Source organism: Amycolatopsis sp. NPDC004169, assembly GCF_040610315.1.
Lineage (GTDB): Bacteria > Actinomycetota > Actinomycetes > Mycobacteriales > Pseudonocardiaceae > Amycolatopsis.
In genome coordinates, this window is sequence record NZ_JBEXMD010000015.1 from 70,616 (window position 1) to 83,896 (window position 13,281).

Below are 13,281 nucleotides of genomic sequence, written 5' to 3' on the forward strand. Positions count from 1 at the left end.
GTCACTTCCGGTCGGGTTCGCCGGCGACGCGCTTGATGTTCGCGCCCAGGCGGTTGAGGTTCTCGACGAAGTGCGGGTAGCCGCGGTCGATGTGGAAGACGTCCCAGACCTCGGTGACGCCGTCCGCGCACAGGCCCGCGAGCACCAGCCCGGCGCCGGCGCGGATGTCCGACGCCCAGACCGGCGCGCTCGAGAGCTTCTCGACGCCGCGGACCACCGCGTGGTGGCCGTCGGTGCGGGCGTCGCCCGACAACCGGATCATCTCCTCGATGAACCGGAAGCGCGCCTCGTAGACGTTCTCCGTGATCATCGACGTGCCTTCGGACACCGCGGACAGCGCCACCGCGAACGGCTGCAGGTCGGTCGCGAAGCCGGGGTACGGCAGCGTCACCCAGTCGACCGCCTTCGGGCGCTCCGGCTGGGCCACGCGGAAACCCTTGTCGCCGAACGTTTCGACGTCCGCGCCGGCCAGCTGCAGCTTGTTCAGCACCAGGTCGAGGTGGTGCGGGTTGACCCCGCGCACAGTGATGTCGCCGCGGGTCATCGAGGCGGCGAACGCCCAGGTCGCGCCCACGATCCGGTCGCCGATCACGCTGTGCGTGGTCGGGTGCAGCTGCTCCACGCCGTGCACGGTCAGCGTCGAGGTCCCGGCGCCTTCGATCTTGGCGCCCATCTCGGTCAGCATCGTGCAGATGTCGACGATCTCCGGCTCGCGCGCGCAGTTGTCGATCACCGTGGTGCCCTCGGCCAGCACGGCCGCCATCAGGATGTTCTCGGTCGCGCCGACGCTCGGGAAGTCCAGCCAGATCTGCGCGCCGACCAGCGTCTCGGCCTTCGCCACGACGCAGCCGTGCTCGATCGTGCTCGTCGCGCCCAGCTTGCGCAGGCCGTTCTGGTGCATGTCCAGTGGGCGTGAGCCGATCGCGTCACCGCCCGGCAGCGCCACGACGGCCTGCTTCAGCCGGCCGACCAGGGGGCCCAGCACGCAGACGGACGCGCGCAGCTTGCCCATCGCCGCCGAGTCGGCGCGGTGCGACAGCTCGGCCGGCGTGGTGATGGTGGCGGTGTCGCCCTCGATGACGACCTCGCAGCCGACGCTCCGCAGCACGTCGCCCATCAGCGGGACGTCGAGGATCTGCGGGCAGTTCGTGATGGTCGTGGTCCCCTCCGCGAGGAGGGCGGCGGCCATCAGCTTCAGCACGCTGTTCTTGGCGCCGACCACGTCGACCTCGCCGACCAGCCGCGCTCCGCCATGCACGTCGAAGTGCTCGCTCATGGCCGCCAATCATGCCCTCTCGCCCGGATTCGGCCCGGGCGGGGGCCGCTATGGTGGGTCCATGGTCGTTCGCATCAACCGCGTGTACACCAAGGTCGGCGACAACGGCACGACCGCGCTCGGCGACGGGTCGCGCGTGCCGAAGACGTCCCCGCGGCTGGGCGCGTACGCGGACACGGACGAGACGAACTCGGTGCTCGGATTGGCGATCGCGGTCGGCGCGCTGCCTGCCGAGGTGACGGACGTGCTGCGCACGGTGCAGAACGATCTCTTCGACGTCGGCGCGGACCTCTGCCTGCCGATCTCCGACGACCCGCCGTACCCGCCGCTGCGGATCACCGAGAAGTACGTCGAGCGGCTCGAAGGCTGGTGCGACGAGTTCAACGAGCGCCTGCCGAAGCTGACGTCGTTCATCCTCCCGGGCGGCACACCGGGGGCGGCGTTCCTGCACCAGGCGCGGACGGTGGCGCGCCGGGCGGAGCGGTCGGCCTGGGCCCTGCACGAGGCCGAGCCCGAGGCGACGAACCCGATCGCGGTGAAGTACCTGAACCGCCTGTCGGACCTGCTGTTCATCCTCGCCCGGCTGGCGAACCCTGAGGGTGACGTGCTGTGGCAGCCGGGTGGGCAGCCCTCCTAGATCCCCCAGCTCTCCCGCAGCGCCCCCAGGGCCTGGTGGAAGCCCGGGAAGGTCTTCTTCACGCAGTCCGGGTCGTCCAGCGTGATGCCGTCGACCAGCAGGCCCGTGATGCTGAACGCCATCGCGATCCGGTGGTCGCGGCGGCAGGCCACCTCCGTGCCCGTCGGCTCGCCCGGCTGGATCTCGATCCAGTCGCGGCCCGTCTCGACCTCGATGCCCATCGCGCGCAGGTTCTCCTCGCACGCGTCGAGGCGGTCGCACTCCTTGATGCGCGTGTTGTAGACGTCCTCGATGCGGACCGGGCCGGACGCGAACGGCGCGATCGCCGCCAGGGTCGGGACCGTGTCGGAGATGTCGCGCATGTTCACCGTGACGCCGCGCAGGCCGTCCGACGGGCCCGCGACCGTCACCGAGTCCGGCGTGAGCTCCACGTGCGCGCCCATCTCGCGCAGCACGTCGGCGAACTTCACGTCCCCCTGGAGGGCGTCGGAGCCCAGGCCCGGGATGGTCACCGTGCGGCCGGTGACCGCCGCCGCGGCCAGGAAGTAGCTCGCCGTCGAGGCGTCCGGCTCCACCGGGTACTCGCACGCCTGGTACGGCTGCGCCGGGACCACGAACGTCTGCCCCTCACGGCGGACCTCGACACCGAAACGGCGCATCATCTCCAGCGTGATCTCGACGTACGGCACCGACACGAGGTCGGTCACCGTGATCCGCAGCCCCTCCGCGGTCAGCGGCCCGACCAGCAGCAACGCCGTCAGGAACTGCGAGGACAGGCCCGCGTCGAGGGTCAGCTCACCGCCCTTGATGCCGTTCGCGCGGACGGTCAGCGGGTGGTGGCCCGGCTCGCCGCCGAACTCAAGGTCGACGCCCAGCTCCTGCAGGGCGTCGGTCAGCGGGCCCAGCGGGCGGCGGCGCATCTGGCCGGAGGCGTCGAAGGCGAACGTCCCGGTGCCGGTCGCGGCCAGCGCGGGGAGGAACCGGGCCGTCGTGGCGCCGTCGCGGCAGAAGACCTCCGCCGAAGCCACCCCGGGCCCCGCGGGGCGGCCCTCGATGGTCCACGCCTCCGGCTGCCGGTCGACCCGGTAGCCGAGCTTGACCAGGCCCTCGGCGAAGCCCTCGGTGTCGTCCGAGTGCAGCGGACGGCCGAGGGTCGTGGTGCCGTGCGCGGCGGCGGCCAGGAACAGGCCGCGAGCGGTGACGGACTTGGAGCCGGGGATCTCGACGAGGGTCACGAGCCCCAGTTTAGTGGGGCTGGATCTCCGCCATCGGGCCCCAGTCGGAGGCGTCCTGGACGTTGATGATCTGCGGGTTGTCGCTGATGTACGCGCCCAGGTTGGCGACCGCCCACTTGAAGTGGTCCGAGCCGACGTGGGCGACGGCCGCGTCCTGGCCGTCGAAGCCCTCGACCAGCACGTACGTGTTCTTGTCCTCGAGGCTGCGTGACCACTCGAAGAACCGGTTGCCGTCCTCGGCCCGGGTGTTCGCGGTGTAGTCCGCGACGATCTCCGGCCAGTCTTCCGCGTGCTCCGGTTTGACCGGGAACTTGACCACGATGAAAATCATGGGCTCAACCGTAGGCGAAAGCGGCGGCCGCGGCTGTCTCGGAATGAGACAGCCTCAGGAAGCGCGCGGCAGGCGTCGCCCGGGCGGGGCGGATTCGAGCCACGAGAGGAACCCGGTGAGCGCGCCCGGCCCCATGGCGATCTCGATCGCCTCCTGGGTCTCGGACTCGCAGCGCAGCACCGTCGAGCCCTCGGGCACGGCGTAGGCCTCGGTGCCGGACGGGTCACGCCGGTCGGCGATCTGCATGCTTTCCCGCTGGAAGACGCGGTCGGCGCCGGTCCGCAGGCTCCAGACCCGATACCAGACGAACTCGTCGCCCTCGTAGCGGCCCAGCCCCAGGTGCCAGCTGGACCGCGGGTTGTCCGGACGCCACCGCAGCGCGACGCTCACGCCGCCACCGCGGCGCATCCGGATCCAGCGCTGGCCGTACCAGGCGGCCAGCACCGCGAGCACGATCAGGAGCCCGGCTACGACCACGGTGATCTTCACGGTCCGGCTCCTGCCCGTCTCGCGCTCAGGCCGTCTGGCCCGCTGCGCGGAGCTGGGCCGAAGCCCTCGCCCGCTCGGTCTCGTCGTCCCCGGTCAGGGCCGCCTTGGCCGCCTCGACGTCGATCTCGTCGGAAAGCTCGGCGCTCTCGGCGAGGATGCTCACCCCGGTGCCGGTCACGGAGAGGAAACCGCCGTGCACGGCCGCGCAGACCGTCTCGCCGTCGGTGGTCGTCACCTTGACCACGCCACCCTCGACCAGCTGCCCGAGCACGGGTTCGTGACCGGCCATGATGCCGATCTCACCCTCGGTGGTCTGAGCCACCACGAAAGTGGCAGTACCCGACCAGAGACGGCGCTCGACGGCCACCAGCTCCACGGACATCTCGGCCACGTAGCACTCCTTAACTCGGGGTGTTGCCACCGAGTGTAATAGGTCTGACTCAAGCTACGAGAACGGCGGGGGCGCGGGTCCACATAGGACACTGCCCCCGCCGTGCTCACGAGCTCACTTCTTGGTGATTTCCTTGTACTTCTTCTCGAGGTCTTCGAGGCCACCGATACCCAGGAACGCCTGCTCCGGGTAGTGGTCGAAGTCGCCCTTGGCGATGCGGTCGAACGACTCGATCGTCTCCGACAGCGGCACCGTCGAGCCCGGGATCTGTGTGAACGCCTCGGCGACCAGCATGTTCTGCGACAGGAACCGCTCGATGCGGCGCGCGCGCTGAACGGTCAGCTTGTCCTCTTCCGAGAGCTCGTCCATACCGAGGATCGCGATGATGTCCTGCAGCTCCTTGTACTTCTGCAGGATCCGGATGACCTCGGAGGCCACCCGGTAGTGGTCCTCACCGACGATGGCCGGGTCGAGGATCGTCGACGTCGACGCCAGCGGGTCCACCGCCGGGAAGATGCCCTTCTGGAACACCGACCGGGAGAGCTCGGTGGTGGCGTCCAGGTGGGCGAACGTCGCGGCCGGGGCCGGGTCGGTGTAGTCGTCCGCGGGGACGTAGATCGCCTGCATCGAGGTGATCGAACGGCCACGGGTCGAGGTGATCCGCTCCTGCAGCTGCCCCATCTCGTCGGCCAGCGTCGGCTGGTAACCCACGGCCGACGGCATGCGGCCCAGCAGGGTCGACACCTCCGAGCCGGCCTGGGTGAACCGGAAGATGTTGTCGATGAACAGCAGCACGTCCTGGTTCTGGACGTCGCGGAAGTACTCCGCCATGGTCAGCGCGGACAGCGCGACCCGCATGCGGGTGCCCGGCGGCTCGTCCATCTGGCCGAAGATGAGGGCGGTGTCGTTGATGACGCCGTCCTCGGACATCTCCAGGAAGAGGTCGTTGCCCTCACGGGTGCGCTCGCCGACGCCGGCGAACACCGAGGTACCACCGAAGTTCCGGGCGACGCGGGTGATCATCTCCTTGATGAGCACCGTCTTGCCGACGCCGGCACCACCGAACAGGCCGATCTTGCCACCCTGGACGTACGGGGTGAGCAGGTCGACGACCTTGAGGCCGGTCTCCAGCATCTCGGTCTTGCCTTCGAGCTGGTCGAAGGACGGGGCGCTGCGGTGGATGCCCCAGCGCTCGAGGTCCTCGCCGTAGCCGGGCTCGTCGAGGCACTCGCCGAGGGCGTTGTAGACGTGGCCCTTGACCTTGTCGCCCACCGGGACGGTGATCGGGCCGCCGGTGTCGGTGACCTCCGCGCCGCGCACCAGGCCGTCCTGCGGCTGCAGGGAGATGGTGCGGACGAGGTTGTCGCCCAGGTGGCTGGCGACCTCGAGGGTCACCGTCTTGCGCAGCTGCTCGAACTCGATCTCGACCTTGAGCGCGTTGAACTGGTCGGGCACGGAACCGCGCGGGAACTCGACGTCGACGACCGGACCGGTCACCGACACGATGCGCCCCTTGGCGCGCGGGGCTTCAGTACTGGTCATCAATCATCACTTCCTGCTGCGGTGAGCGCGTTCGCGCCACCGACGATTTCGGAGATCTCCTGGGTGATCTGCGCCTGGCGGGCCTGGTTCATCTCCCGCGTCAGGGTGCCGACCAGCTCGTTCGCGTTGTCCGACGCCGCCTTCATCGCGGTCCGGCGGGCGGCCAGCTCGGACGCCGCGGACTCGAGGAACGCCGCGTAGAGCCGCGTGTTGATGTACTTCGGCAGGATCGCGTCCAGCAGCGTGTCGGCACTGGGCTCGAACTCGTAGCTGGGGAGCAGCCCGGCGGGCTTCTCCTCTTCACCCTCGGAGTACTCGACCTCGAGCGGGGCGACGCGCTTGGCGGTCGGCCGCTGGGTCAGCATCGACACGAACTCGGTGTAGACGATGTGGATCTCGTCGACACCGTTGATGCCGTCGGCGTTCCCGTCCGCGTCGTCGGCGCCGCGCATGAACGACTCCACCAGGGCGTCACCGGCCGCGACCGCGTTGGCGTAGCCCGGCTGGTCGGAGAAGCCCGTCCAGCCGTCCACGACCTCGCGGCCCCGGAACCGGTAGTAGTTCAGCCCCTTGTTGCCGGTGACGTAGAGCTGCGGCTCCTTGCCCTCCGAGCGGAGGAGGGCCAGCAGCTCTTCGGTCGCCCGCAGCACGTTGGAGTTGTACCCGCCGCACTGGCCCTTGTCGCTGGTCACGACCAGGACAGCGGCCCGCTTGGGGTTCGGGCGCTCGACCAGCATGGGGTGGTCGAGCGTGGTGGCCGCGCCGGCCAGCGCCGAGAGCACCTTGGTGATCTCGTCCGCGTACGGCCGGGAAGCGGCGACCCGCGCCCGCGCCTTCGTGATGCGCGCGGTGGCGATGAGCTCCATCGCCTTCGTGATCTTGCCGATCGACTTGGTCGCCTTGATGCGCGACCGGAGTTCCCGGAGTTGTGCGGCCATGAGCTACCAGCTCACTTCTTCGGCGCGGGCTTGTTGACCTTGACGGTCTCCTGCCCGACCTTGTCGGCTTCCATGGCGTCCGCGTTGTCCTCGAGCGGCTTGCCCTCGGACGTGGTGAACTCCTTCTTGAACTCGTTCACCGCGGCGACCAGCTTGTCGGCGGTCTCGTCCTCGAACTTCCCGGAGTCGCGGATCGCGGCCAGGATCTCCGGGTGCTTGCGGCGGGCCGAGTCGAGGAACTCGAGGTTGAAGCGGCGCACGTCCTCGGTCGGGACCGAGTCGTAGTGGCCGTTCGTGCCCAGCCACACCGTGCAGACCTGCTCCTCGACCGGGATCGGCGAGTACTGCGGCTGCTTGAGCACCTCGTACAGGCGGGCACCGCGCTCGAGCTGCGCCTTCGACGCGTCGTCGAGGTCGGAGGCGAAGGCCGCGAAGGCCTCCAGCTCGCGGTACTGCGACAGGTCGATGCGGAGCGAGCCCGAGACCGACTTCATCGCCTTGACCTGCGCGGCACCACCCACGCGGGACACCGAGATGCCCACGTCGATGGCCGGGCGCTGACCGGCGTTGAACAGGTCCGACTGGAAGAAGCACTGGCCGTCGGTGATCGAGATGACGTTCGTCGGGATGTAGGCCGACACGTCGTTCGCCTTGGTCTCGATGATCGGGAGACCGGTCAGCGAGCCGGCGCCCAGCTCGTCCGACAGCTTCGCGCAGCGCTCCAGCAGGCGGGAGTGCAAGTAGAAGACGTCGCCGGGGAACGCCTCGCGGCCCGGCGGGCGGCGCAGCAGCAGCGAGATCGCGCGGTAGGCGTCGGCCTGCTTGGTCAGGTCGTCGAACACGATGAGGACGTGCTTGCCCTCGTACATCCAGTGCTGGCCGATGGCCGAGCCGGTGTACGGCGCGATCCACTTGAAGCCGGCCGAGTCGGACGCGGGGGCCGCGACGATCGTGGTGTACTCCAGCGCGCCGGCGTCCTCGAGGGACTTCTTCACGGCGGCGATCGTGGAGCCCTTCTGGCCGACCGCGACGTAGATGCAGCGAACCTGCTTCTTCGGGTCGCCGGTCTCCCAGTTGGCCTTCTGGTTGATGATCGTGTCCACGGCGACGGCGGTCTTGCCCGTCTTGCGGTCACCGATGATCAGCTGGCGCTGGCCGCGGCCGATCGGCGTCATCGCGTCGATGGCGGTGATGCCGGTCTGCAGCGGCTCCGACACCGGCTGGCGCTCGACCACCGAGGCGGCCTTGAGCTCCAGCGCGCGGCGCTCGGTGGTCTCGATGTCGCCGAGGCCGTCGATCGCCTGGCCCAGCGGGTTGACGACGCGGCCGAGGTAGCCGTCGCCGACCGGCACCGACAGGACCTGGCCGGTGCGCTTGACCTGCTGGCCCTCTTCGATGCTTTCGAAGTCACCGAGGATCGCGGCACCGATGGAGCGCGCGTCCAGGTTCAGTGCGACGCCCAGGACGCCGCCGGGGAACTCGAGCAGCTCGTTGGCCATGGCCGAGGGCAGGCCCTCGACGTGGGCGATGCCGTCGCCGGCGTCCACCACGGTGCCAACTTCTTCCCGGCTCACGTCCGGGGCGTAACTCGAGACGTAGTTCTCGATCGCGCTACGGATCTCATCCGAGGAGATCGTCAGCTCGGCCATGTCTTTCCCGCTCTCGCTTCGTTCTTGCCAGTATGCAAAGTCTTGTGTGACCTGGGCCTATGCCCGGGCCAGCCGCCTGCGCAACGCCGCGAGCTGCCCCGCCGCGCTCCCGTCGATGACCTCGTCGCCGACGCGGACGACGAGACCGCCGCCGAGCCGGGGGTCGACCTCGACGTGCAGCGCGATCGGCCGCCCGTAGATGGCGTCGAGCTTCGCGCCCAGCTGGGCGACCTGCTCGTCGGTCAGGGCGTTCGCGCTGGTCACGTAGGCCACCGAGCGCTGGCGCCGCTCCGCGGCCAGCTTGACCAGCTTGTCGAGCCCGACGCCGACGCCGCGGCCCTTGGCCCGGCGCACGACCTGCTCGACGAGGGTCTCGGTGACCACGTCCACCTTGTCGGCGAACAGCCCGCGCACCAGCGTGCGCTTGGCGTCGGCGGGCCCGGTCAGGTCCGACAGCGCGGCCTCGAGCTCGGGGTGGTTGGCCACCACGCGCGCGACCTGGAAGAGCTGGGATTCGACGGTGTCGACGTTCCCGGTCTTCTCCGCCGAGGTGAGCAGGGCCGAGCGCCCGAGCGACTCGAGCCCGTCGGTCAGCTCACGGGGGCTGGACCAGCGGCTGCCCGCCACGGTGTCGAGCACCTTCAGGGCCGGTTCGGACAACTTGCCGTCGAACAGCCGGCGCACCAGCCCGGTGCGCGACTCCGCCGTCGCGGAGGCGTCGCTCACCGCCCGGCGCAGGCCGATCTCCCGGTCCAGCAGGTCGACGACCGAGAGCAGCTCGTCGCCGACCGTGGCAGCGTCGGCTCCCGCGTCGGCCAGAACCTCGCCGAGGCGTTCCTCGGCGAGGCCGAGCGCTTCACGGCTCGCAGCATGCAGCGTCATCTCTGGCTACTTCCCCGCTCCGTTGGACGCACCGGTGGTTTCCAGCTCCGCCAGGAACCGGTCGACGGTGCCGCGGCGGCGCGCCTCGTCCTCGAGCGACTCGCCGACGATGCGGCTGGCCAGCTCGACGGCGTTGCGGCCCATGTCGGCCCGCAGCTCCGCGATGATCTGCGCCTTCTGGGCCTGCAGCTGGGCCTGGCCCTGTGCGACGATGCGCTGGGACTCGGCCTCCGCCTCGGCCCGCAGCTCCGCCTTGATCTGCTCGGCTTCGAGCCGGGCGTCGTCGCGGATCTTCGCGGCTTCGGTGCGGGCTTCCTGCAGCTGGGCCTTGTACTTGGCCAGCGCCTCTTCGGCCTCGGCCTGGGCCCGCTCGGCCTTCTCGATGCCTCCCTCGATCTTCTGCGCACGCTCTTCGTACGCGGCCTCGAAGCGAGGGACGACGTACTTCTTGAGGATGAACAGCAGGATCAGGAAGGCGACGATGCCGAGGATCAGCTCCGAGATGTCGGGGATGATCGGGTTGTGCGTTTCGCCCTCTGCGGCGAGGACCAAGGCACTGTTCAGCACGGCGTCTCCTTAAAGCGATGAGCCGAGGACTCAGGCGGCGGAGGCGATGAAGTAGATGACGATGCCGATCAGGGCGAGCACCTCGGTCAGAACGAAGGTCGAGAAGCCGATGCCCTGCAGCTTGCCCTGCGCCTCCGGCTGGCGGGCGGTGCCGTTGATGACGGCGGCGAAGATCAGACCCACACCGATGCCCGGGCCGATCGCGCCCAGGCCGTAACCGATGGCGGCGAGACCGGGGTTGAGGTTGACAGCCTGCTCCGCGGCCTGGGCCAGAACGATGTTGCTCACGTGCATTTCCCTTCACTTCGGTCCACGCGCTCGCGTGGATCGGGGGCTTGTGTTCTCAGTGCTCCGACGCCAGCGCGGCGCCGATGTACCCAGCCGACAGCAGGGCGAAGATGTAGGCCTGCAGCACCTGGATGAAGGCCTCGAGGAACGTCATCCCGATGGCGAAGATCCACGCCACCAGCGAGACCGGCTTCAGGGCCCAGCTCGAGGTCTCGGTCAGCAGGAAGGTGCCGCCGAGGGTGAACACCGCCAGGATCAGGTGACCCGCGAACATGGCGGCGAAAACACGGATGGCGAGCGTCAGCGGGTTGAGGAAGAACTTCTCCGCGAACTCGATCAGCGAGAAGAGCGGCAGCACCGCCTTGGGCACGCCCGGCGGGGCGAGTTCCTTCTTGAAGTAACCGGCGAAACCGTGCCGCTTGAACCCGACGAAGTGGTAGACCGGGTAGACGACGAGGACCGAGAGGGCGACCGGGAAACCGAAGCGCGCCATGGTCGGGAACTGCAGGACGGGGATGATCCCGTAGAGGTTGTTCACCAGTACGAAGGTGAACAATGCGAAAACGAGGGGTACGAACGGCTTGAAGTCCTTCGAGCCGATCTGCTCGCGCGCGATGTTGTTGCGGCTGAAGTCGTAGATCGACTCCGCCACGAACTGCCCCTTGCTCGGGACGACCTGAAGCTTGCGGGTCGCCAGCAGGAAGTACGTCGCGATGATGACGACCGACGCCACGACGAGCAGCATCGGCTTGGTGACCGAGCCGAACAACGGCGGCAACTCGAAGCTTTCGGCGCCGGGCGGCGCGAATACCGCACCCTCGGCCAAAACCAGCGCGCCCACTGGGCTCCTTCCGGTTCTCCCGGCCGGCGTTCACTCCGCCGGGGGAATCGTCACGATCTGGACTTAACGTACCCGATACGTATCGGGACGTCGGAGGCGGCTACCCCACCGTCCGCAGAACACACCTTCACGTTCTGCACACGGGGTTGTCTCGCTTGAACACTGCCCTGCGGTCTACTTCGGACCAGCGGCCGGACGGCGGAACTACACGGTCGCCACACTGCTGATCGCGGTTCGTCTCGGGAAGCGCGCGGCCGAGGCCGCCACCCTTGACGCGGACCATACCAGCAGGTCAATCCGTGCCGGACAGGCGTACTCCTAACCAACCGATCAGCCCAGGACTTAGGTCCCGGGTGGTCCCGGGACCCAGGTCCGGTGCGCACCGGGACCCGATCCGGATCACCGCAGGCGGCGGGTCCCGGTCACCGTCCGCAGTCCGCACGCAAGCGCACTCGTGTGGTGCCGGTCACACTCAAGCGGCCGCAGGTGGGTGCACGAAGAGTAACGGAAGGTTACGACGAAACGGACCGCGTCAGGACGGGATGATCGTCGGGATCTTGGTCTTGCGGAAGGCGGCGAACTCGGCCGCGGCGGCGAGCAGGATGGCCACGATCATCGTGATGCCGAGCGACATCGGGTGCAGCGCGGTGACGCCCTTCAGCAGCGTCAGCGCCCCGAAGAGCAGGACGACCTTCACGACGTACCCGCCGAGCGCGATGACCATGACGAACATCGGGTCCTGGCCCGCGCTGAATTTCATCATGCCGAGCGTCGACAGGGACGCCAGCATCGCGAGCACCCCGCCGACGAGCGAGCCGAGGAAGCCGGGCAGGCCGTTGAGGATGCTGAACAGCGCGATGCACACGATCACCGCGGGCGGGGTGACCAGCAGCGAGGCCCTCGTCATCGCGCGGGCCGCCTGCAGCACCACCTTGGCGTGCGGGTTCTCCTGCTCGTGCGTTTCGGTTTCGCTCACTCTGGCTCCCTGCTCGGTTCCCACCCGAGTGTAGAGACCCCGGCGGATCAGGTGCCGGGCTGGTTGCGCGAGCGCAGCCGCGGGACGATCGAGACCACCGCCGCCAAGACCAGGCCGATCCCGATGATCCACAGCGCCGCGACGTCGTCGAACAGCGTCACCGACACCGCGCCGAAGGCCAGCAACCCGGCCCACAGGTAGATCAGCAGCACCGCGCGGCGCTGGGAGTGGCCGATCTCCAGCAGCCGGTGGTGCAGGTGCATCTTGTCGGCGGCGAACGGGCTTTCGCCGCGCCGGGTGCGCCGGACGACCGCCATGATCAGGTCCAGCATCGGCACGAACAGCACGGCCGCCACGACCACCAGCGGGGACAGCAGCGCGATCGCGTCCTTGGCGCTGAACTGCGTGTACGGCACGCGCCCGGACGCCGACGTCGTCGCGCCGGCGAGCATCAGGCCGATCATCATCGAGCCGGAGTCGCCCATGAAGATCTTCGCGGGCTGGAAGTTGTACGGCAGGAAGCCCAGACAGGCGCCGGCGAGGGTGGCGGCGATCAGCGCGGGCGGGTAGGTGCCGACGTCACCGCCCGAGCTGTCGAGCAGGCCGAGGGAGAACGAGCAGGTGGCCGCGGCGGCGATGAAGCCGAGGCCGCCGGCCAGCCCGTCGAGGCCGTCGACGAAGTTCATCGCGTTGACCATGACCACGACCATCACGACGGTGAGCAGGGCGCCCTGGTTCTTGTCGAGCACCAGCACCGAGCCGAACGAGCCGCCGGTGCCGCCCCACGGCACCCAGAACGACACCCACTGCACGCCGAAGATGACCAGGATGCCGGCGCACATGACCTGGCCGGCCAGCTTCGTCCAGGCGTCCAGTTCGAACCGGTCGTCGAGCGCGCCGATCAGCGAGATCACGCCGGCGGCCAGCAGCACGCCGACCGAGTCGAAGGAGGCGTCGAAGCCGTGCGACAGCGCGGGCAGCTGGTGGGCGAGGCCCATCGCGCCGGCGACGCCGAGGTAGATGCCGACCCCGCCCATCCGCGGGATCGGGGCGACGTGCACGTCCCGCGCGCGCGGGTTGGCGATCGCGCCGACGCGGATCGCAACCCGGCGCACGACGCCGGTGAGCAGGTAGGTCACGGCCGTCGCGGTCAGCGCGACGAGGATGTATTCCCGGATGGGGAGCAGACCGGAAGTGGGCGGCACGGGGACGTCACGCTCGCGGGGTCGGGGTCACCCG

Annotated in this window: 15 protein-coding genes; 1 reads left to right on the forward strand and 14 read right to left on the reverse strand. The window is 69.2% G+C overall.

Annotation, left to right across the window (positions count from 1 at the left end; genetic code table 11):
* Position 1 precedes the first annotated feature (1 nt).
* Positions 2 to 1,276 carry a UDP-N-acetylglucosamine 1-carboxyvinyltransferase gene (gene murA, locus ABZX11_RS21705; RefSeq protein WP_176175206.1) on the reverse strand — a complete coding sequence of 425 codons (1,275 nt, stop codon included), beginning with the start codon at positions 1,274 to 1,276 and terminating at the stop codon, positions 2 to 4.
* Between the two features lie 61 nt (positions 1,277 to 1,337).
* Here murA and ABZX11_RS21710 point away from each other — a divergent pair, with 61 nt between their 5' ends.
* A complete protein-coding gene (locus tag ABZX11_RS21710; RefSeq protein ID WP_176175205.1) occupies positions 1,338 to 1,913 on the forward strand; it encodes a cob(I)yrinic acid a,c-diamide adenosyltransferase in 576 nt (191 codons plus the stop codon).
* Here the strand turns inward: ABZX11_RS21710 and aroA are convergent.
* From aroA to ABZX11_RS21775, 13 genes are all read right to left on the reverse strand, one after another.
* Complete coding sequence (gene aroA / locus ABZX11_RS21715; protein WP_354915531.1) at positions 1,910 to 3,148, reverse strand: 3-phosphoshikimate 1-carboxyvinyltransferase; 1,239 nt, start codon at positions 3,146 to 3,148, stop codon at positions 1,910 to 1,912. The two genes, ABZX11_RS21710 and aroA, sit on opposite strands and share 4 nt — an antisense overlap.
* Positions 3,149 to 3,158: 10 nt before the next feature.
* The gene (locus ABZX11_RS21720) at positions 3,159 to 3,479 is read right to left on the reverse strand and encodes a putative quinol monooxygenase (protein WP_176175203.1); all 321 of its coding nucleotides are present in this window, start codon (positions 3,477 to 3,479) and stop codon (positions 3,159 to 3,161) included.
* A gap of 54 nt (positions 3,480 to 3,533) precedes the next feature.
* A complete protein-coding gene (locus ABZX11_RS21725; RefSeq protein ID WP_013229520.1) occupies positions 3,534 to 3,968 on the reverse strand; it encodes a DUF2550 domain-containing protein in 435 nt (144 codons plus the stop codon).
* A gap of 25 nt (positions 3,969 to 3,993) precedes the next feature.
* A complete protein-coding gene (locus ABZX11_RS21730; protein ID WP_013229521.1) occupies positions 3,994 to 4,359 on the reverse strand; it encodes a F0F1 ATP synthase subunit epsilon in 366 nt (121 codons plus the stop codon).
* Positions 4,360 to 4,473: 114 nt separating this feature from the next.
* Positions 4,474 to 5,901: a F0F1 ATP synthase subunit beta gene (gene atpD / locus ABZX11_RS21735; RefSeq protein WP_003102661.1), complete on the reverse strand. Its 1,428-nt coding sequence runs from the start codon at positions 5,899 to 5,901 to the stop codon at positions 4,474 to 4,476.
* Entirely contained in the window at positions 5,901 to 6,839 is a 939-nt protein-coding gene (locus ABZX11_RS21740) for a F0F1 ATP synthase subunit gamma (RefSeq protein WP_176175202.1), read from the reverse strand. The genes atpD and ABZX11_RS21740 overlap by 1 nt, the downstream gene beginning before the upstream one ends.
* 11 nt (positions 6,840 to 6,850) lie before the next feature.
* Positions 6,851 to 8,488 (reverse strand): F0F1 ATP synthase subunit alpha, encoded by a 1,638-nt coding sequence (gene atpA, locus ABZX11_RS21745; protein ID WP_176175201.1) that lies wholly within the window; start codon positions 8,486 to 8,488, stop codon positions 6,851 to 6,853.
* Between the two features lie 57 nt (positions 8,489 to 8,545).
* The gene (locus ABZX11_RS21750; protein ID WP_176175200.1) at positions 8,546 to 9,370 is read right to left on the reverse strand and encodes a F0F1 ATP synthase subunit delta; all 825 of its coding nucleotides are present in this window, start codon (positions 9,368 to 9,370) and stop codon (positions 8,546 to 8,548) included.
* Between the two features lie 6 nt (positions 9,371 to 9,376).
* Positions 9,377 to 9,937 carry a F0F1 ATP synthase subunit B gene (locus ABZX11_RS21755; RefSeq protein ID WP_176175199.1) on the reverse strand — a complete coding sequence of 187 codons (561 nt, stop codon included), beginning with the start codon at positions 9,935 to 9,937 and terminating at the stop codon, positions 9,377 to 9,379.
* A 30-nt stretch (positions 9,938 to 9,967) separates the two neighbouring features.
* Complete coding sequence (locus tag ABZX11_RS21760; protein WP_176178191.1) at positions 9,968 to 10,225, reverse strand: ATP F0F1 synthase subunit C; 258 nt, start codon at positions 10,223 to 10,225, stop codon at positions 9,968 to 9,970.
* Between the two features lie 55 nt (positions 10,226 to 10,280).
* Positions 10,281 to 11,066: a F0F1 ATP synthase subunit A gene (atpB, locus tag ABZX11_RS21765; RefSeq protein WP_176175198.1), complete on the reverse strand. Its 786-nt coding sequence runs from the start codon at positions 11,064 to 11,066 to the stop codon at positions 10,281 to 10,283.
* A 532-nt stretch (positions 11,067 to 11,598) separates the two neighbouring features.
* Positions 11,599 to 12,042, reverse strand: a complete 444-nt coding sequence (locus ABZX11_RS21770; RefSeq protein ID WP_176175197.1) for a hypothetical protein — start codon at positions 12,040 to 12,042, stop codon at positions 11,599 to 11,601.
* A 47-nt stretch (positions 12,043 to 12,089) separates the two neighbouring features.
* A complete protein-coding gene (locus tag ABZX11_RS21775; protein WP_176175196.1) occupies positions 12,090 to 13,247 on the reverse strand; it encodes an MraY family glycosyltransferase in 1,158 nt (385 codons plus the stop codon).
* Positions 13,248 to 13,281: the final 34 nt, after the last annotated feature.

Bases quoted from the DNA above. Each gene is read 5' to 3' on its own strand.
- murA (WP_176175206.1), bottom strand. From the start codon at position 1,276: ATGAGCGAGCACTTCGACGTGCATGGCGGAGCGCGGCTGGTCGGCGAG.
- ABZX11_RS21710 (WP_176175205.1), top strand. From the start codon at position 1,338: ATGGTCGTTCGCATCAACCGCGTGTACACCAAGGTCGGCGACAACGGC.
- ABZX11_RS21720 (WP_176175203.1), bottom strand. From the start codon at position 3,479: ATGATTTTCATCGTGGTCAAGTTCCCGGTCAAACCGGAGCACGCGGAA.
- atpD (WP_003102661.1), bottom strand. From the start codon at position 5,901: ATGACCAGTACTGAAGCCCCGCGCGCCAAGGGGCGCATCGTGTCGGTG.
- ABZX11_RS21740 (WP_176175202.1), bottom strand. From the start codon at position 6,839: ATGGCCGCACAACTCCGGGAACTCCGGTCGCGCATCAAGGCGACCAAG.
- atpA (WP_176175201.1), bottom strand. From the start codon at position 8,488: ATGGCCGAGCTGACGATCTCCTCGGATGAGATCCGTAGCGCGATCGAG.
- ABZX11_RS21750 (WP_176175200.1), bottom strand. From the start codon at position 9,370: ATGACGCTGCATGCTGCGAGCCGTGAAGCGCTCGGCCTCGCCGAGGAA.